This is a genomic window from Anaerovibrio lipolyticus LB2005 (assembly GCF_000621545.1).
Classification (GTDB): domain Bacteria; phylum Bacillota; class Negativicutes; order Selenomonadales; family Selenomonadaceae; genus Anaerovibrio; species Anaerovibrio lipolyticus_A.
Genome location: NZ_JHYA01000011.1, coordinates 57,395 through 75,397 on the forward strand (window position 1 = coordinate 57,395; position 18,003 = coordinate 75,397).

Genomic DNA, 18,003 nt, shown 5'->3' on the forward strand with positions numbered 1-18,003 from the left:
TATATCGAATTGCGCCTATTTGCGTTATAAGATAATTTTTTTAGGAGGATATGACCCCATGTTGGACCAGATTTTTAATACTTCTACTATGGATTATCTGTCACGAGGCATGTCAGCAGCTAACCTCAGACATGAAGTAATCAGTAACAATATAGCCAACGTAAATACTCCTAAGTTTAAGAAAAGCGACGTTGTATTTGAAAGCCTGTTGGCCAAGGAAATGGGCCTGGATAAAAAGCTGGGTCTTGAAATGGTGCGTACCCATGACCGCCATTTGCCTATTCCTATGAGGGAGCGGGCAGAGGCTACTGTGGTTATGGACGAAAGTACCACAATGAGAACAGATAAGAATAATGTTGATATTGACAAGGAAATGGCAAATATGGCCAAGAACCAGATTTATTACAATGCCATGACTAAGGAAATGGGCAGCTTTATTCAGAAGCTGAAGACTACTATTACCAGCAAGTAAAATAGCAAATTACAGAGTATATTATTAATTCTTTCATTATATATTACAGAATGGAGAACAGCTTATGAGTATGTTTGGTGGCATAGATGCGGCTGCTTCCGGTTTGACAGCTGAGCGTCTCAGAATGGATGTTATATCCAACAACATTGCTAATGTTAATACTACCCGTACTGAGAACGGTACCCCGTTCAAGCGTAAGTTCGTGGTATTTGAACCTAGAGAAATGCACAACAAGAATTTTGCCAGAGTTCTCTCCGGTGAAATTTCCAAGTCCGAGTTTGGCAAGAAGAGTGGCGATGGCGTTCGTGCTGTGGCTATTCAGGAGGATCCAAGTCAGGGCAAGCTGGTATATGATCCGGGCCATCCAGATGCAAATGCGGACGGCTATGTTGAGCTGCCAAATGTTAACATTGTAAATGAGATGGTGGATATGATTACTGCATCCCGCGCCTATGAGGCCAATGTTACTACCATTAATGCAGCGAAGAGTATGGCTACACAGGCCTTGAGTATCAGTAAATAAATGAGGTGACATGATGCAGATAGAAGCATTAAAAATGACTCCGGTTTCTATGCATGCTGAGAGCCATTTGGGTGAGACCCAGGAAGCTCCTGTCGTAAAGACCTTCGGTGAATATCTTGGGGATGCCTTGGGCAATGTAAATGCCCTTGAAAAAGAATCAGAGAAAATGAATGCCCTGCTGGCAGCCGGCCGGGTAGAAGATATATCTCAGGTTGTAGTGGCAGCTGAAAAGGCTGATATCGCATTGCAGCTTACCCTTCAAGTTCGCAATAAAGCTGTGGAGGCTTATCAGGAAATTATGCGCATGCAGGTGTAATTTTTTGATAAAATCATGCAAAACACAGCGAAGGGATTGAGATAATGGGCGAGTGGAAAGAAAAATACCTTCAGCTTTGGGAAAAAACCACTAAAAAACAGCGTTATTTGGCCATCGGCGGAATTGTACTGCTGGTGCTTCTGATTATTGGTGCCAGCTTCATGTATGGCGGCAAGCCTGATATGGTTCCTTTGTTCACGAATATGGAGACAAAGGATGCTGGTGAAGTAGCGGCAAAGCTCAAGGAAGATAAAATAGAATACGAGGTTCAGGAGACTAAGCAGGGCACCACAATTTTGGTTCCATCTGCCAATGTTCATGAAGCCAGACTGCAACTTGCTACCGAGGGACTCCCTCATGGTAACAAGGGCTTTGAGATATTTGATGATAGCAAGCTGGGCGTTACTGAGTTCCAGAACAAGGTTAACTATCTCCAGGCGTTGCAGGGCGAGCTGACCCGTACTATTGAACAGATTGAGGCTGTAGAGAAGGCCAGAGTGCATATTGTACTCCCGGAGGACAGCCTTTATAAGAAGAATGAAAAGCCAGCAACAGCATCCATTATGCTGAAGCTGAAGGCAAACACTCAGTTAAACAAAAAAGAAATAAAGGGCATTGTTAACCTGGCTTCCAATAGTATCCAGGGTCTTTCGCCTGAAAATATTACTGTAGTTGACGAAACTGGTAAAATCCTCAACGATCCAGATGATGAAGAGGAAAATAGTGTAAGCGTCAAGACCATGACTCAGCTGGAAATGACCCGCAAGGTTCAGGACCGTATGCAGAAGGATGTTCAGACCATGCTGGATCAGGCCTTGGGCGAGGGACGTTCCTATGTCCGTGTCAATGTGGAGCTTGATTTTGACCAGCGTCAGACTGATACTCAGACCTTTACTCCTGTAGTAGATGATTCTGGTATTATCCGCAGTGAGCAGACTGTCAATGAGTCCTATAATGGTACTTCTAATGCTCCAGGTGGTCCTGCGGGCACTCAGTCCAACGTACCAGGGTATGTGGCTACTGAGAATAATTCCAATGCTGAGTATTCCAAGAAGGAAACCACCAAGAACTACGAAATTAACGAAGCCAAGGCAAAGACCATTGCTTCACCTGGCTCCATTAAGCGTGTAAATATTGCCGTTCTGGTAAATGACGATATTACTCCTGCCCAGCAGGAGAGCATTTCCCGTTCTGTATCCTCTGCCGTTGGTATCAATCCGGATCGTGGGGACACAGTCTCTGTTGAGCCGTTGCCATTCAGCACAGAGCTGGCTGACAGACGTGCAGCTGAGGAACAGGCGGAAAAGGATCGTCAGGCCAGAAATATGTATATTGCCATCGGCCTGATACTCCTGATAATTGCTCTTATCGTTGGCTTCTATATCAGAAGAAAACGGGAAAAGGAGCGTTTGGCAAGGGAGGCTGCCGAGGAACAGGCAAGATTGGAAGAGGAAGAGAGATTGCGTTTGGAAGCAGAACGTGCTGCTGCTATTGAGGCTGGTACTGTTGAGCCAGACGAGCTCACTCCAGAGGAGCAGGAACATCTCAACGAGCGCCAAGTTATCGAGGAACTCATCCGTACCAAACCTGCCGAGATTGCTTTGCTTGTTAAGACTTGGCTGTCGGAGGACTAAAGACTATGGATATGTATGGTGATAAAGAACCAGAAATGACAAATCAGCAGAAAGCTGCGATTTTGTTTATAACCCTCGGCCCAGAGTATTCTGCCATGCTGTTCAAGCACATGAACGATGAAGAAATTGAAAAGCTTACATTGGAAATTGCTAATCAGAAGCAGATTTCTCCAGAGCAGAAAAGAGCCGTAATCAGTGAATTTTATCAGATGGCCATGGCCAAGAGCTACTTGTCCTCCGGTGGTCTGGAATATGCTCAGAACGTACTGGAAAAAGCCCTGGGCTCCGAAAAGGCGTCTGCTATTATCAGCCGTCTTACTACCAGCCTTCAGGTGCGTCCATTTGACTTCCTGCATAAGACTGACCCAAGCCAGCTGTTAAACTTTATTCAAAATGAGCATCCTCAGACCATAGCTCTGATCATGGCCTATCTTGACCCAGATCAGGCTGCTACCATTTTGGCTTCATTGCCAACGGAACGCCAGGCTGAGGTTGCCAAGAGAATTGCTATCATGGACCGTACATCACCAGATGTACTCCGTGAGGTGGAAAGAGTTTTGGAACGCAAGCTGTCTGCTCTGGTAACTCAGGACTTCACCGATGCCGGTGGTGTAAAGGCTATCGTAGAGGTACTGAACCGCGTAGACCGTGCTACAGAGAAGGGTATCGTGGATGCCCTGGAAGTGGACAACCCAGAGCTCACCGAAGAAATCAAGAAGCTCATGTTCGTATTCGAGGACATTGTAATGATCGACGACCGTTCCCTTCAGATGGTACTCCGCGAGGTGGATACCAAGGACCTTTCCTTGGCCCTCAAGGCTACCAATTCCGATGTTCAGGGCAAGGTTTTCAAGAACATGTCCAAGCGTGCCGGCGATATGCTGCGTGAAGAAATCGAGTTCATGGGCCCTGTTAAGATTCGCGACGTTGAGGAAGCTCAGCAGCGTATCGTAAATGTCATCCGTCGTCTGGAAGAAAAGGGCGAGATTGTTATTTCCCGTGGAAAGGGTGACGAAATGATTGTCTAGGGTGCTGAAAGGTGTAGTCTGGAAGGATGATCCCCATATAGTGGAGACTCCCAAATTTGAGCGTCCCAAGGAGCAGGTGGAAGACGATTCCCCGGAGATGAGCGAAGAAGCTCGTGAAAACATGTTGGCCAATATCCGCCGTAAGGAGGAGGCGGCCATTCAAAAGCTCAAGGATGCTGAAATAGCCAGTGAAATCACAAGACAGGAAGCCCGGGTTGAGGCAGAAAAAATTATTTCTGAAGCCACCACCCAGGCGGATAAGATAAAAGATGAAGCTAGGGAAGCCGGAAGACAGGAAGGCATTGAAGCCGGACGTCAGGAGGGCATGGAGCAGATCAAAGAGGAACAGCATCATATAATTGTTGATGCCAATGCCAAAGCTGAGAACACCGTAAAGGTGGCCCAGCAGGAGGCTCTTGATTATGTAACAAAGGCAGAAAATACCATTGCTGAAATGGTCATTGAAATTGCCAATAAAGTCATTCCCCAGCATTTTATTGATATACCACAGATGGTATTGCCATTGGTGCAAAATGCCATCGAAAAGGTCAAGGACCAGCCCCAGATTACTGTCCGGGTTTGCCCTGAGGCCTATGAATTGGTGCTTATGGCCCGCTCCGATTACCTTACCACCATGGAGGGAAAGTGTGAGCTGACCATTGAATCCGATGAAACCTTGAAATTAGGTGATGTGGTTGTTGAATCACCTAATGGAACTATAGATGCCAAGCTGAGCACTCAGCTTGAAGTAATTGAGCAGTCTATTAGGGATGTTATGAAATAATGGAAATCAACCTGAAAAAGTTTACTAACGCAGTTGAAAACAGCAAGCCTATGCGTATGATAGGCAAGGTGGTACAGATGGTTGGTCTGGTTATTGAGTGCCAGGGACCAAATGTAAGCATGGGGGAATTGTGCTATGTTAAGTCGCATTTTCCCGATGTGGAGCCAGTTCCTTCTGAAGTAGTAGGCTTTCGAGATGGTAAGGTTCTTCTCATGCCTTTGGGTGATTCCAAGGGCATTGGACCAGGCTGTGAGGTTGTATCCGCCCAAAAGGTTCTCCAAGTCAAGGTTGGTCCGGAGCTTTTGGGAAGGGTAATCGATGGTCTGGGAAATCCCATAGATGGCAAGGGTCCTATCCTTTGCAAGGAGGAATATCCCCTCCAGGCTGATCCGCCGGCCCCTCTTGACAGGCCGGTTATCAAGGAATCCCTTTATGTTGGTGTAAGGGCCATTGATGGCCTTATAACCATGGGACAGGGCCAGCGAATTGGTATTATGGCCGGCAGTGGTGTTGGTAAATCCACCCTTCTGTCCATGATAGCCCGTAATACCGAAGCCGATATCAGCGTAATATCACTGGTGGGGGAGCGTGGCCGTGAGGTGAAGGAGTTTATCGAGCGTGATTTGGGAGAAGAGGGCTTAAAGCGTTCTGTAGTAGTTGTAGCTACATCAGATAAGCCTGCACTGGTGCGCATCAAGGGCGCCATGACAGCCACTGCTATTGCGGAGTATTTCCGCGACAGAGGCCGTAAGGTTATCCTTATGATGGACTCAGTAACCCGATTTGCCATGGCTCAGCGTGAGGTGGGACTTACCGTTGGTGAGCCACCAGCCACAAGAGGCTATACACCGTCAGTATTCGCCCTTCTCCCAAGACTTTTGGAGAGAGCGGGTACCAGTGAAAAGGGTTCCATAACCGGGATTTATACTGTACTGGTTGATGGTGATGATATGAATGAGCCAATAGCCGATGCGGTGCGAAGTATTCTGGATGGTCATATTGTGCTTTCAAGAAATATTGCGGCCCAGAACCACTTCCCAGCCATAGATGTATTAGCCAGCGTATCCCGTGTAATGTCAGCCGTTGTGCCGGATGAACACATGGATGCCAACCGAAAACTAAGGGCCCTTATGGCAGTATATAAGGATGCCGAGGATTTGATACACATTGGTGCTTACGTCAAGGGCTCCAGCCCGAAAATTGACGAGGCCATACAGAAAATAGATGCCATAAATGACTTCCTATGTCAGGGGGTATTCGAGGTTCAGGGCTTCGATGAGACCATAGAGAGATTGGAAGCCATTTAGTATAGACGGTGGAGGCAGTGAAACATGAAAAAGTTTCGGTTCCAATTGGAAACCCTATTGAAGGTTACCAAAATGAATAAGGACCAGGCCCAGGTTGAACTGGCCACTGCCACCAAAAAGCTTGAAGAAGCAAGACATCACCTGGAGGAATTGCTGGAGCAGATGGCTCAAGGCCATAAGGATTACGATGCCCTTACCAGCAAGGGAACTATTACAGTGGGAACTCTGATGACCTATAACAGCTTCTTCAATTACAAGCGTGAACAGATAGAGCAACAGCAGCATTACATTATGGAATGCCAGGCTGAAAGGCAGAAACGCATGACAGAACTGGTGAAGATAATGAACAAGCTGAAGAGCATTGAACAGCTGAAGGAAAAACGGTTCCAACAGTACATGGCTGAGGTCCTCTTTGAGGAACAGAAGGTGCTGGATGAAATCGGCGGTCAGCTCTATTTCCGAAATATGGGTTAACACATCTATACATGTGAAGGTGATTTTAGATGATGAGAATAGAAGGGCTGGAAAGTGTTGTCCAGCGTATTAGTGAACTTAATGATAGATTTGGTATCAGCAAGCCTGCCTACAATGCCAATGCTGCAGGTAAAAACTCCTTTGCTACAGAGCTGAAGGCAGCGGAGGGCAAGCTGGACCCTACCAAGGATTTTAGTGGAACTAAGGTAGAGGCCACCTCCTTTGGGGGAGATACCTCTGCACTTATAAATGAAGCAGCCTCCAAGTATCACGTTGATCCGCGTCTTGTGGCAGCAATTGCCCAGACTGAATCCGGCGGCAATCAGGAGGCCGTATCCTCTGCAGGAGCTGTTGGCATTATGCAGCTTATGCCAGACACGGCTGCATCCTTGGGGGTTGACCCATATAACAAGCAGCAGAACATTGATGGCGGTGCCAAGTATATAAAGGAAATGCTTGATACCTTCAATGGTGACGTGAAGAAGGCCGTGGCCGCATACAATGCCGGTCCTCAGGCTGTTAAGGATTATGGTGGGGTTCCTCCTTATATTGAGACCCAAAATTATGTAAATAAGGTACTGGATATTTATCGATAATAAGTATATAGGGTGGATTTAATGGACGAGAATCAGAATGGCGAAGCTGAGAAAAAGCCAAGTAAATTCAAAAGAATATTGAAGTTTCTTCTGATAGCCCTGGCGCTGTTTATAATAATTGTTGCTGGCTTCTTTTTAGGCATCTATTTCAGAATCATTGACACCAATGAAGCTAATGAAAAATATGGTCTTTATGAGCTGCCGATTATAGGAGAATATTTTGTAAGGCCAGTAGAAGATGGTGAGTCATCTGTGGATGAGGCGGAAAAGCGTACCGAAACCAAGAAGGATGACAAGAAGGCTGATGCTAAAACCAAGTCCAAGCCAGTGGTTCTTTCCAAGGAGGAAATAGAAAAGCAGACCAAGGAAAGACAGGCTGCAGAAAAGAAACGTGTTTCCAAGCTGGCCCGTCTTTACAACGAAATGAAGCCAGAGGAAGCTGCCAAGATATTGGAATCCATGGATGATGATATTGTTATATCCATCCTTCAGCGTATGGATGAGTCCCAGGTGTCCCAGGTTCTTACCAAGTTTGATACGGACCGGGCAGCCAATATTACCAGGATTATGTATAACGGTGCACCAAGGCGGGTTATGCAGAATCCACCACAGACTGAGCAGAATCAGAGTGGTAATCCTGAATAAAGATATTGTTAATTAATTAATAATCTTTCTTAATTATGATTTAATCTTCTTTTGATAAAATAATCTTGATGGTTAGGCACCCTATAAGCCTTCCATATATATTATTACTTTTTTAAGGAGGTGAATTCATGGGAACAAATGTAAGTACAAATCTCTTTACTGCCGCACCCGCTACGCCACAGGCCAACGTACAGCAGAAAAATGTCAACACTGCCTTTGAGGGCCGCAAGGCATCCACTGGCAAGCAGGGCAAGGACTTCTCATCTGAGCTGAAGGACGTTACCAAAGATGCCACCAATGATGCTACTAAGGATGTAGCAAAGGATGACAAGCTGGCCCAGGCTGCCAAGGAAGCTGTAGAAAATCCTGTAGCCGAAAAAGCTGTGCAGAAAAATTCTGAAAAGGCTGATACCAAACCAGATGCTGATGCCAAAGAGGCTGTAGCTGAGGTGGTGGATGAGGCAGCAGAAGAAATGGCAGCCGAAGCAGTGGCTACCACTGTGGTTCAGCTTCCATTGGCAGAACTGACTACTTCCGCTCAGCCAATGCAGACGGAGTCAGCTTCACTAGCATTGGAACAGCCGGTTCAGATTGAGGCAACAGCAGTAGCTATGGAACAGCCAATTCAGCAGATGGCGCAGGTGGATACCACAGCACCAGAGGTTAGTGCAGCAGCCCAGGAATTACAGCAGCCAACAGCAGCTACTCAGCTCCAGCAGCAGTCCATTCAGACTGAGGCAAAGGCTCAGGACACTGCAAAGACAAATGTAGTGGTAAATGATGCTGTAGTAACAGAAGCAGAGGCACAGCCAATGGCTCAGAGTGAAAATACTCAGCCACAGGTGAAGCAGTCAGAGATGCACCAGCCTAAGTCCATTGAGGCACTGTTAAAACCAGTACAGCCAGTGGAAAAGGTAACTGCACCAGATGGCTCCCAGGTAGTGAATTCAGGAGACATGACCAAGGAACAGCAGCTGCTGGCAGTTTTGTCCGGCAGGGTTGTAGCCCAGGAAACGAAGGCTGTTGAAACGGCTCCTCAGAAAACTACTGTGGAGGATATGAACAACCTTATTGGTCAGCAGACTCAGGTGGTAGCTGGTAATGATGCCAAGCGGGGCTTAAATCAAGATGGACAGCAGTCTCAGCAGGGCTTCCCACAGGCAACAGAAACAGAAGCCATGGCAGTACCACAGTCTCAGCCAGCAGAAAGCGAAGAAACAACCTTCACCAACCGTATGGATGCAGCCCAAGCTGCAAATGTTTCCAACATTCAGACTCAGACCACTGATAATACAGCCCAGATTCCGGGTCAGCAGAACGTGAGCCAGACCAGAGCTGATTATCAGATTAATCAGCAGATTGTGGAGCAGGCCAGACTTCTCCGTAATGCTGAAAACACCGAAATGGTAATCAAGCTGAATCCAAGACATCTTGGTGATTTGACTCTGAAGGTTGCTGTAAACAGCAACGGCGGCGTAACTGCCACCTTCCACACTGATAACGCTCAAGTTAGGGCAATGCTTGAAACCTCAATGATTCAGCTACAGAAGGAGCTGAACGAGCAGGGCATCAAGGTTGACAGTGTAGAGGTACAGACCGGTCTTTCCGATGGACAGCTTCCAGAGGGACAGAGCCAGGGCTATTATCAGCAGCAGCAAGAACAGCAGAATGTCAGAAGCCAGCAAATTGATTTGAAGGATTTTGAGGATGATGTGGAGAATCTTGCAGCAGAGCCTGTAAACAAAGCCACCGAGGTTATTCGCGACAGCGAAGGCAACAAGATTTCTGATGGCGTTGATTACGCAGTATAAAATTTCAGAAAGGAGAGAAATATATGGCAAATTCATTAAATACCATTACTGTAGATGGCAAGACCTATGATCTGGAAACCTACAAGACTACACAGGGTGTGAAGGCCTCTGAGGTTGGCAAGAAGAATGAGCTGGACAAAGACGCATTCCTTTCCCTGCTGGTAACCCAGATGCAGTATCAGGATCCCCTTTCTCCAATGGACAACACCGAATATTTGGCACAGCTGGCCCAGTATTCCTCCTTGGAGCAGATGACCAACGTAGCATCCAAGCTGGGTGATGTTTATTCTCTGGTGGAAAACATCGATTCCTCCGTATTGGTGGGACAGCTTAGCAGCATGATTGGCAAGAATATCCAGTGGCATGATGGCAGCAACAATTTCTATGAGGGCAAGGTTAGCGGTGTAAGTGTTACTGATGGACAGACCTCTGTTATTGCAACTGTTAAGGCTGCTGATGGTTCTGAGATGCAGACCAAGGTAGAGATTGCAAATATTACTCGCGTAGGCGATGGTGTATAAAAGTATTGGAGGCAGAATATGAGTGACCCACGAATTTATTTTCCGTCACAACCCATTTTGCCAGTGGAAAATTCCAGTCTCAATAGTCGCCGAACCAATGCTGGTTCAGCAGTAAACAAGGGAGCATCCTTTGCCAGCTTGTTAAAGGAAAGCTCCAACAAGGTGATGTTTTCAAATCATGCAATTCAGAGACTCAATGACCGAAATCTGAATTTCAGTGAAGAGGACCTTGCGAAGTTGGATGACACCGTAGCCAGGATGGCTGAAAAGGGAGCTAAGGAATCCGTTATCTATATGAATGATACCGCTTTAGTTGTCAGTGTCGCCAACAGGACTGTAATTACCGCCATGGATGGATCAAGTGCAAAGGAAAACATTTTTACGAATATTGACAGTGCGGCCATATTATAAAGCTTGGACCTATATGGAGAGCTTAAAGGACGGAATGACAGATGTCCTTTACCACACAGCCGCATCAGAACAAGAAAAGGAGATTGATTCATTATGATGCGTTCACTTTTTTCCGGCGTTTCCGGTCTTAAAAATCATCAGACCCGTATGGATGTTATTGGTAACAATATTTCCAACGTAAACACCACCGGTTTTAAATCCTCCCGTGTAAACTTTGAGGATTCCCTTAGCCAGACCCTTACCGCTGCTTCCCAGGCCTCCGGCACCACTGGTGGTACCAACCCTAAGCAGATTGGTCTCGGCTCCAAGATTTCTGCTATTGATGTAAACTTCAAGGATGGTTCCGTACAGACCACTGGTATTAACACTGATTTGTGCCTTTCCGGCAACGCACTCTTTGTAGTAAAACAGGGTAACCAGACCTACTACACCCGAAATGGTGCCTTTAATTTTGATGCTGATGGTAATCTGGTAAATGCAGAGGGCTTGTATGTTCAAGGGTATGCTAATGCATCAGCTACTGATCACAATTCCATTAATACCAATGGTGCTACTTCTGCTATTCAGATTCGTGCTGGTAAAACAATGCCATCTTCTGAAACTAGTATTGTTAATTATCTAAATAATTTAAATGCTTCATCTGCTGGGATTGAGAGCATTTCTTACACTGATAAAGATGGTAAGACTTATTCTACTAAGGTGAAGGGAGCTGTAGTTGATTTAACTCCTACACGAACAGATGAGGTAACTATTACGATAGGGCTGGCTGATGGGCGTAAGGTAGATAAAACTGTACCTCCATCCATGGCAAATTCGTATACGACAGGGAAACCATTTAAAGAAACAATTAAGTATGTATTTAAAAATGCAACTTCTAATAGTGCTGGTGATCTTGCGCTTAAACTTGCGTCAAATAGTGGGCAAACAATAGTTTTCAGAAATAATCCTATTGATGCTACTGTTGGAAAAACATATTCTTTAGGTCAGAAGTACGAAATTTCCTCGATAATAAGCGAGGTAACTGCTAATACAGATGGTACAGTAACTATAAAGTTTGATTCAGGTGATGTTGAGTCAGTTACAATTCCAAAACCACCTGAGGAGGGGTTGTTTGTACCAGGAGAGCCATTTGAAATTGATGCAAAGGTCTCGGAGATTGAGATGCATGCAGGAGCTACATGTGAGTTGCAAGATTACAGTGACAAAAATGGTTCGTATACTATACCAGCAGCAACCGTTGTGACTGTTGTTGAAGGTGGAACAGAAGAGGTTTCAGTAGAATATGATAGTACTATCACAGATATAGCACGTGCTGTAACCCGTGGTGAATCTGAGCAAAGTATCGTCTCAGCTGTACTTACGATGTCTGATGGTACTACTCAAACTGTAACATCTGGTAAGTATACGGTTGGTAATAGTATACCGCTTTCCACTACTGTTAAGGTTTATGATTCTTTAGGAGCGGATCATGTTGTTCCTATTACTTTGGAGAAGAGTTACTTGGCAGATAATCAATGGATAGCTAAATTGGCTAAGGATACAATTGTTGAAGAAGATGGAACAGAGACTACTCTGTCTATGCCAGATACTGTAGTTCCGTTTACTGAATCTGGAGCCTATGCTTCAACTGGTTCCCCTGGTATATTGAAGTTACAATATGGTAATGGCGCTGCTGACCAGCAGGTAACCATTAACTATTCCAATTTAACTCAGTATGCTAATTCCAGTACCGCCAATGCTGAGGCCAATGGCTATGCTTCTGGTACTCTTGAAACTGTCACCATTGATGAGTCCGGTACTGTTGTTGGTACCTACACCAACGGTGTACTCCGCAAGGAGGCACAGATTGCAGTGGCTCAGTTCACCAACGCTCCTGGTCTTACCAAGAAGGGTAATTCCCTTTATGTTGAGTCCAATAACTCCGGTACCCCTAACATCGGTACTGCACAGAGCTTTGGCGCCACTATTACTGCATCTGCACTGGAAATGTCCAATGTAGACGTAGCAGAAGAATTCAGTAACATGATTATCACTCAGCGTGGTTTCCAGTCCAACTCCAAGATTATCACCGTATCCGATGAGATGCTGGAGAACCTCATCAACATGAAGAGATAATAAATAGGTCTTAGTAATTAGGACTTTAAAAGGGTTTTCAAATATTTATTGGCAGGTGCTTCCTGCACCTGCCAATAAGTATTACAATGTTCTAAGGGGGAGCTTATTATGATTAAGCTTACAAAATTTAATTCCGAGAAGAAACAGAAGGCAGAATTTGTATTAAATGCAGAAATAATTGAAACAATAGAGGAAACACCAGATACTGTTATTACTCTCACCAACGGTAAGAAGATTATCGTTGAGGAGTCAATGGAGGATGTTGTCCGCCAGGTGGTAAAGTATAAGAGAGCCTGGTTTAAATAAATAGTTGTATTTTGCCATAGAATTGGTAAAATATTAATATTGAATATATTTTGATGAGAAAGGATTCTCGTCAATGGTATAGATAAAAAATGAAGGAGTGACATAGAATGGCTGATGAAGAAAAGATCGAGGAACCGGCTCCCGAAGCAGGTGGCAAAAGTAAGAAGTTCCCTATCATTATTGTAGTAGTTCTTATTCTTTTTGGCTTGATACTGGCCGGCGGTATTTCCTTTTTCATTACCACTCAGGTGATGTCCAACGGCTCTAACGTAGCAGGTGGTGAAGTAAAGAATCACGACCCTGGCGTTTTTGTTAAGCTCGGCGATCCCAAGGAAGGTATGATTGTCAATGTTGGTGGCATTAAGGCCAGCAGATTTTTGAAGGTCGGTGTAGTTATGGAGCTGAATCCTGAGAAGGAGGAGGTCGTAAAAGAGGGCAAGCTCGTCCCTATGGCTGAAACCAAGATTATGGACTCCACCCTGCAGATTCTTCGTACTGTAAAGATCGAGGAGCTCGATGCCAACAAGCAGGACGATTTGAAGGCCAAGATTAAGAGTGAGGTAAACAAGGCTCTCGGCGAGGGCAGTGTTTATGATGTTTACATCACCAGCTTTATGCTTCAGTAAAAATGTTACATTATATATATCTTGAGAAGGAAAGGGGGATGAAGCTTGGCAGATGATGTACTCTCACAATCTGAAATAGATAAACTACTGGCCCAGTTCGCTTCTGGTGAAGCCGACGCTGAGGAGATGAAGAAGGAAGAGAACCAGAAAAAGGTTAAAACTTACGACTTCAAGCGTCCAGATAAGTTCTCTAAAGATCAGATTAGAACATTAAATATGCTGCATGACAACTTTGCACGCCTATTTAATACGTACCTGTCCACCTACTTGCGTGCACTGGTATCTGTAGAGGTTGTGTCAGTTGAGCAGTTGACATATCAGGAATTTGTCCAATCGCTTTCAAACCCTAGTGTTATTGGAATATTGGCAGTACCGCCTCTTAAGGGTAATATTATTTTGGAGATGAACTCTGGTATTGCTTTTTCAATTATAGACCGTGTATTTGGCGGTCAAGGAGATAATACCATTAAGCCCCGGGTACTCACTGAGATAGAGGAGGCCGTTATCAGAAGAATTTTTGATAAGGCTTTGGGACATCTCAGAGAAGCGTGGTTCAATGTTGTTCAGTTTAATCCTAAGATGGAGGCAATGGAGTCAAACCCTCAGTTTGCTCAGATTGTACCACCTAGTGACATGGTTGTTATCATTACGCTGAAGACACAGATCGGTTCAGTAGAAGGCTTCTTAAATATTTGTATTCCATACCTTGTACTGGAGCCTATCATGTCCAAGCTGACCACAACCTTCTGGGTATCTGCTAATGTCAGCAAGGAGGACCATCCTGAAAATACTGATATTATTAAAGAGAAGCTCAGGAGGACAAAGGTTCCTGTTATAGTTCAGATGGGACAATTCGATATTTCAGTTCGTGAATTCCTGTCATTAAGCTATGGTGATGTTTTACAGCTGGATACCAGAGTTGATGACGAGCTGAAATGTATTATAGGAAGTGACACAAAATTCTTGTGTCGGCCGGGTACATCCGGCAAGCGATCTGCAGTGCAGATTACGAAATTGATTAAGACGGAAGGAGATGAAGGCACTAATGGGTGATATGCTTACACAGGAGGAGATTGATGCGCTTATGAATGGCGGCGGCGGATCTTCTGAAAGCAGTGATCCAGAGCCTACTGAAGCGGCACCGGCTCCTTCCGATGCTGGAGCAGATGTTGAGGGCATGCTTTCAGACATAGAGAAAGATGCTTTAGGAGAGATTGGTAATATATCCATGGGCAGTGCGGCCACAACCTTGTCCGTACTTCTCGGCCACAAGGTTAACATTACCACTCCTACAGTTTCCATGGCTACCATGCAGCTCATCAAGGATGAGTACCCAATGCCTTATCTGGTAGTTGAGGTAGGATATGTAATTGGTATAAATGGTAATAACATTTTGGCCATTCAGGCCCAGGATGCTTCCATCATTGCCGATCTGATGATGGGCGGTGATGGTCTTAACCCACCAGGAGAGCTCACCGAGATTCACATGAGTGCAGTGGGCGAATCCATGAATCAGATGATGGGTACAGTTGCTACCTCATTGTCTACCATGTTCAATAAAAAGATTGATATTTCGCCACCAAAGGTTAATCTGGTTGACTTCGGTTTGGAGCCGAACAGTGAGGTGAGCGAGCTCCTTAGTCAGACTGAACCAGTGGCGAAGATTTCCTTCAGAATGGAAGTGGATGGTCTCATTGATAGTGAGATTATGCAGATTCTCCCAGTGGAAGTGGCTAAGGAAATGGTAGAGTTCCTCATGAATGGCGGAGCTCAGCCAGAGGAAGAGCCAGAACCGGAGCCTGCTCCAGCACCAGCAGCACCTGCCCCAGCGGCAGCTCCTGCTCCTGCACCAACGCCAGCACCAGCTCCAGCGGCGGCACCACCTCCACCACCACCTCAGGCGGCACCAATGGCACCGCCACCACCTCAGATGATGGCTGCACCACAGCCAATGTACGCTCCACCAGCACAGTATGCAAATTCTGCTGTGGTTGGCGCCGGAGTTCCAGTACAGAGCGCACAGTTTGCTCCTTTGACCAACGAACCTACCGTGGCCAATACAGCAAATATCAGCCTCATTCAGGATGTTCCATTGCAGGTTACTGTTGAATTGGGACGTGCCAAAAAGTCCATTAAGGAGATTTTGGAATTCTCCACTGGTTCGATTATCGAGCTGGACAAATTGGCCGGTGAGCCAGTTGACATTCATGTAAATGGTCAGCTCACAGCCAAGGGCGAAGTTGTTGTAATTGACGAGAACTTTGGCGTTCGTATTACGGAAATTGTAAGTCCTATGGAAAGAGTACAGAGTCTGTAATTCCATAGATGTGTTGCAAAACAGTAATACTTGTTAAATCTCGTTGATTAAGATATAATAAAATGTACTAAGGTAAGTATAATTTCAATTCAAAATATGAGAATATTTGATGAGGAGAGATGACAAATGGCAGTAAGAGTATTAGTAGTTGATGATGCAGCATTCATGAGAATGATGGTAAAAGATATTTTATCCAAGAATGGATATGAAGTAGTTGGCGAGGCAGAGAATGGCGCCAAGGCACTTGAAAAGTATCAGGAGCTGAAGCCAGACCTTACCACTATGGATATCACTATGCCAGAGATGGATGGCATCAGCGCAGTTAAGGAAATCAGAAAGATTGATCCTAACGCAAAGATCGTTATGTGCTCCGCTATGGGCCAGCAGGCAATGGTTATCGAGGCTATTCAGGCCGGTGCCCGTGACTTTATCGTAAAGCCTTTCCAGGCTGACCGTGTTCTTGAAGCTGTTCGTAAAGCAGTTGGCTGATGATTGACTGGAGACGTTTCTGCTCCATGGCATCTGTCCTATGTATTTTTATATTGGTGTTATCAGTGCTGTCGCCAGATTGTCTGGCGGCAGCTGATTCAGCAGGTGGCGGTGGTTATCTGTCTGGATATGAGAATGCCGATCCAAAACCTTCTCAAATGTCATGGTGGTCGACATTGGCATACGTTATCAGCCTTGTGGTTGTGTTTGCCTTTGTGGTTGTCATGGCATATTTTGCGTCTAAATTTTTAGGCGGCAGATTTGGACAGAGTGTCAATAATAATGGCGGCAGAATGTTGGAGCATTTACCCCTGGGGCCACATAAATCAGTATGTGTTGTTGAGTTGGCAGGAAAAATTTTGATGCTGGGTGTTACGGACCAGCAGGTTACCCTGTTGGGTGAAGTGACTGATCCTGAAGAAATCGAACGGCTTAGGAGACAGTCAGTTGTTCAGCCAATAGAAACTGGAATGTTTGCCAGCCAGCTGTCATCCTTGGATGAGCTGACCAAGAGGGTTCCATCGTTTATTCGTGATGGTTTGAATCGCAGAAGATAGGGGTTGTGAGGCTTGACAAAGCTGCAGCGGCTACTCTTAGTAGGAGGAAGCCTGCTTTTCTTTTTTTTATTTGTAGGAGATGCCAGTGCGGCACCTCTTATTCCTAATGTGAATATTGATGTTGGATCTTCGGATAATCCTCAGGATGTTGCAGTGACTCTGCAGCTCATGGCGGTATTGACCATTTTGTCCATCGCACCTTCAATTCTGATAATGACTACAGCCTTTATCAGGATTGTTGTTGTCCTTGGATTTTTACGTAACGCCATGTCCACACAGACAACACCGCCAAACATGGTAATAATAGGATTATCCTTATTTCTTACATTTTATATAATGGCACCTTACTGGAATCAGGGCTATGAAAATGGCCTCCAGCCCTATCTTGCAGGGCAGATAACCCAGGAGGAGGCTCTTGACAATGTGGTGGAGCCTATCAGGGAATTTATGTTTAAGCAGACCAGGGAAGCTGATCTGGCAATGTTCGTAAATTTGGCTGATGCCCCTCGTCCAAACGGACCAGAGGAAGTTTCCACCTTTACATTAATTCCGGCCTTTATGATAAGTGAGCTAAAGACAGCATTTCAGCTGGGCTTTATGATTTATATCCCATTTATCGTAATAGATATGATTGTAGCTAGTACCCTCATGTCCATGGGTATGATGATGCTGCCGCCGGTAATGATTTCATTGCCGTTTAAGATATTGCTGTTCGTTCTGGTGGATGGATGGCACTTGCTGATAAAGTCCTTGATAATAAGTTTTCATTAGGGGATGATTAAGTGTCAGGAGATCTTGTAATACAGATGGCCCAGGAGGCCTTAAGGGTGGTACTTTTGGTATCTGCCCCAATGCTGGGACTAGGCCTGGCTGTTGGTCTGATGGTCAGTGTATTCCAGGCTACCACCTCCATTCAGGAGCAGACCTTGGCCTTTATTCCAAAAATTGTGGCAGTATTTGTGGCCATATTGATTTTTGGTCCTTGGATGCTCAGAATTATGGTGGAGTATTTTACAAATGTTTTTGTAAATCTGCCAATTTATATAGGTTAGGTTCAATGAGGTAAAATAG

The 18,003-nt window shown here is 45.2% G+C and carries 22 protein-coding genes; all 22 read left to right on the top strand.

The annotated features are described in order from the left end of the window. Positions 1 to 58: 58 nt before the first annotated feature. Positions 59 to 472: a flagellar basal body rod protein FlgB gene (gene flgB / locus T355_RS0109210; protein ID WP_027397499.1), complete on the top strand. Its 414-nt coding sequence runs from the start codon at positions 59 to 61 to the stop codon at positions 470 to 472. A gap of 64 nt (positions 473 to 536) precedes the next feature. Next, on the top strand, positions 537 to 995 hold the full coding sequence (gene flgC, locus T355_RS0109215; protein WP_027397500.1) for a flagellar basal body rod protein FlgC: 459 nt from the start codon (positions 537 to 539) through the stop codon (positions 993 to 995). 13 nt (positions 996 to 1,008) lie between these two features. Beyond that, positions 1,009 to 1,311 carry a flagellar hook-basal body complex protein FliE gene (gene fliE / locus T355_RS0109220; protein ID WP_027397501.1) on the top strand — a complete coding sequence of 101 codons (303 nt, stop codon included), beginning with the start codon at positions 1,009 to 1,011 and terminating at the stop codon, positions 1,309 to 1,311. Positions 1,312 to 1,355: 44 nt separating this feature from the next. After that, positions 1,356 to 2,945 (top strand): flagellar basal-body MS-ring/collar protein FliF, encoded by a 1,590-nt coding sequence (gene fliF / locus T355_RS0109225; RefSeq protein ID WP_027397502.1) that lies wholly within the window; start codon positions 1,356 to 1,358, stop codon positions 2,943 to 2,945. 11 nt (positions 2,946 to 2,956) lie between these two features. Further along, positions 2,957 to 3,973 carry a flagellar motor switch protein FliG gene (fliG, locus tag T355_RS0109230; protein ID WP_027397503.1) on the top strand — a complete coding sequence of 339 codons (1,017 nt, stop codon included), beginning with the start codon at positions 2,957 to 2,959 and terminating at the stop codon, positions 3,971 to 3,973. Between the two features lies 1 nt (position 3,974). Beyond that, on the top strand, positions 3,975 to 4,757 hold the full coding sequence (locus tag T355_RS0109235; protein WP_231483019.1) for a FliH/SctL family protein: 783 nt from the start codon (positions 3,975 to 3,977) through the stop codon (positions 4,755 to 4,757). Continuing rightward, complete coding sequence (fliI, locus tag T355_RS0109240; protein ID WP_037330078.1) at positions 4,757 to 6,064, top strand: flagellar protein export ATPase FliI; 1,308 nt, start codon at positions 4,757 to 4,759, stop codon at positions 6,062 to 6,064. Before T355_RS0109235 ends, fliI begins: the two co-directional genes overlap by 1 nt. A 24-nt stretch (positions 6,065 to 6,088) precedes the next feature. Then, entirely contained in the window at positions 6,089 to 6,538 is a 450-nt protein-coding gene (gene fliJ / locus T355_RS0109245; protein ID WP_027397506.1) for a flagellar export protein FliJ, read from the top strand. A 32-nt stretch (positions 6,539 to 6,570) separates the two neighbouring features. Continuing rightward, positions 6,571 to 7,134, top strand: coding sequence for a lytic transglycosylase domain-containing protein (locus tag T355_RS0109250; RefSeq protein ID WP_419670103.1), 564 nt, complete (start codon positions 6,571 to 6,573; stop codon positions 7,132 to 7,134). Between the two features lie 21 nt (positions 7,135 to 7,155). After that, positions 7,156 to 7,779, top strand: a complete 624-nt coding sequence (locus T355_RS14140) for a MotE family protein (protein WP_071997195.1) — start codon at positions 7,156 to 7,158, stop codon at positions 7,777 to 7,779. A 128-nt stretch (positions 7,780 to 7,907) separates the two neighbouring features. Beyond that, positions 7,908 to 9,590 (top strand): flagellar hook-length control protein FliK, encoded by a 1,683-nt coding sequence (locus tag T355_RS14825; protein WP_027397508.1) that lies wholly within the window; start codon positions 7,908 to 7,910, stop codon positions 9,588 to 9,590. Between the two features lie 23 nt (positions 9,591 to 9,613). Then, positions 9,614 to 10,111: a flagellar hook capping FlgD N-terminal domain-containing protein gene (locus tag T355_RS0109265; protein WP_027397509.1), complete on the top strand. Its 498-nt coding sequence runs from the start codon at positions 9,614 to 9,616 to the stop codon at positions 10,109 to 10,111. Positions 10,112 to 10,129: 18 nt separating this feature from the next. After that, positions 10,130 to 10,522: a TIGR02530 family flagellar biosynthesis protein gene (locus T355_RS0109270; RefSeq protein WP_027397510.1), complete on the top strand. Its 393-nt coding sequence runs from the start codon at positions 10,130 to 10,132 to the stop codon at positions 10,520 to 10,522. Positions 10,523 to 10,615: 93 nt separating this feature from the next. Then, positions 10,616 to 12,637, top strand: a complete 2,022-nt coding sequence (locus tag T355_RS0109275; protein ID WP_027397511.1) for a flagellar hook-basal body complex protein — start codon at positions 10,616 to 10,618, stop codon at positions 12,635 to 12,637. A 108-nt stretch (positions 12,638 to 12,745) separates the two neighbouring features. Beyond that, positions 12,746 to 12,943 carry a flagellar FlbD family protein gene (locus T355_RS0109280; protein ID WP_027397512.1) on the top strand — a complete coding sequence of 66 codons (198 nt, stop codon included), beginning with the start codon at positions 12,746 to 12,748 and terminating at the stop codon, positions 12,941 to 12,943. 107 nt (positions 12,944 to 13,050) lie between these two features. Further along, positions 13,051 to 13,569 carry a flagellar basal body-associated FliL family protein gene (locus tag T355_RS0109285; RefSeq protein ID WP_027397513.1) on the top strand — a complete coding sequence of 173 codons (519 nt, stop codon included), beginning with the start codon at positions 13,051 to 13,053 and terminating at the stop codon, positions 13,567 to 13,569. Positions 13,570 to 13,614: 45 nt separating this feature from the next. Then, entirely contained in the window at positions 13,615 to 14,622 is a 1,008-nt protein-coding gene (gene fliM / locus T355_RS0109290) for a flagellar motor switch protein FliM (RefSeq protein WP_027397514.1), read from the top strand. Beyond that, positions 14,615 to 15,886, top strand: coding sequence for a flagellar motor switch phosphatase FliY (gene fliY, locus T355_RS0109295; protein WP_037330079.1), 1,272 nt, complete (start codon positions 14,615 to 14,617; stop codon positions 15,884 to 15,886). The genes fliM and fliY overlap by 8 nt, the downstream gene beginning before the upstream one ends. 126 nt (positions 15,887 to 16,012) lie before the next feature. Beyond that, positions 16,013 to 16,375 (top strand): response regulator, encoded by a 363-nt coding sequence (locus T355_RS0109300; RefSeq protein ID WP_027397516.1) that lies wholly within the window; start codon positions 16,013 to 16,015, stop codon positions 16,373 to 16,375. Further along, on the top strand, positions 16,375 to 16,932 hold the full coding sequence (gene fliO / locus T355_RS0109305; protein ID WP_071997196.1) for a flagellar biosynthetic protein FliO: 558 nt from the start codon (positions 16,375 to 16,377) through the stop codon (positions 16,930 to 16,932). Before T355_RS0109300 ends, fliO begins: the two co-directional genes overlap by 1 nt. A 21-nt stretch (positions 16,933 to 16,953) precedes the next feature. Continuing rightward, positions 16,954 to 17,703 (top strand): flagellar type III secretion system pore protein FliP, encoded by a 750-nt coding sequence (fliP, locus tag T355_RS0109310; protein WP_027397518.1) that lies wholly within the window; start codon positions 16,954 to 16,956, stop codon positions 17,701 to 17,703. Between the two features lie 11 nt (positions 17,704 to 17,714). Further along, a complete protein-coding gene (gene fliQ, locus T355_RS0109315) occupies positions 17,715 to 17,984 on the top strand; it encodes a flagellar biosynthesis protein FliQ (RefSeq protein WP_027397519.1) in 270 nt (89 codons plus the stop codon). The last annotated feature ends 19 nt before the right edge of the window (positions 17,985 to 18,003 follow it).

Bases quoted from the DNA above. Each gene is read 5' to 3' on its own strand.
- fliE (WP_027397501.1), top strand. From the start codon at position 1,009: ATGCAGATAGAAGCATTAAAAATGACTCCGGTTTCTATGCATGCTGAG.
- T355_RS0109285 (WP_027397513.1), top strand. From the start codon at position 13,051: ATGGCTGATGAAGAAAAGATCGAGGAACCGGCTCCCGAAGCAGGTGGC.
- T355_RS0109300 (WP_027397516.1), top strand. From the start codon at position 16,013: ATGGCAGTAAGAGTATTAGTAGTTGATGATGCAGCATTCATGAGAATG.
- T355_RS14825 (WP_027397508.1), top strand. From the start codon at position 7,908: ATGGGAACAAATGTAAGTACAAATCTCTTTACTGCCGCACCCGCTACG.
- T355_RS0109275 (WP_027397511.1), top strand. From the start codon at position 10,616: ATGATGCGTTCACTTTTTTCCGGCGTTTCCGGTCTTAAAAATCATCAG.
- T355_RS14140 (WP_071997195.1), top strand. From the start codon at position 7,156: ATGGACGAGAATCAGAATGGCGAAGCTGAGAAAAAGCCAAGTAAATTC.
- flgB (WP_027397499.1), top strand. From the start codon at position 59: ATGTTGGACCAGATTTTTAATACTTCTACTATGGATTATCTGTCACGA.
- fliO (WP_071997196.1), top strand. From the start codon at position 16,375: ATGATTGACTGGAGACGTTTCTGCTCCATGGCATCTGTCCTATGTATT.
- T355_RS0109270 (WP_027397510.1), top strand. From the start codon at position 10,130: ATGAGTGACCCACGAATTTATTTTCCGTCACAACCCATTTTGCCAGTG.
- fliI (WP_037330078.1), top strand. From the start codon at position 4,757: ATGGAAATCAACCTGAAAAAGTTTACTAACGCAGTTGAAAACAGCAAG.
- T355_RS0109250 (WP_419670103.1), top strand. From the start codon at position 6,571: ATGAGAATAGAAGGGCTGGAAAGTGTTGTCCAGCGTATTAGTGAACTT.
- fliF (WP_027397502.1), top strand. From the start codon at position 1,356: ATGGGCGAGTGGAAAGAAAAATACCTTCAGCTTTGGGAAAAAACCACT.
- fliJ (WP_027397506.1), top strand. From the start codon at position 6,089: ATGAAAAAGTTTCGGTTCCAATTGGAAACCCTATTGAAGGTTACCAAA.
- T355_RS0109280 (WP_027397512.1), top strand. From the start codon at position 12,746: ATGATTAAGCTTACAAAATTTAATTCCGAGAAGAAACAGAAGGCAGAA.
- T355_RS0109265 (WP_027397509.1), top strand. From the start codon at position 9,614: ATGGCAAATTCATTAAATACCATTACTGTAGATGGCAAGACCTATGAT.
- flgC (WP_027397500.1), top strand. From the start codon at position 537: ATGAGTATGTTTGGTGGCATAGATGCGGCTGCTTCCGGTTTGACAGCT.
- fliY (WP_037330079.1), top strand. From the start codon at position 14,615: ATGGGTGATATGCTTACACAGGAGGAGATTGATGCGCTTATGAATGGC.
- fliG (WP_027397503.1), top strand. From the start codon at position 2,957: ATGTATGGTGATAAAGAACCAGAAATGACAAATCAGCAGAAAGCTGCG.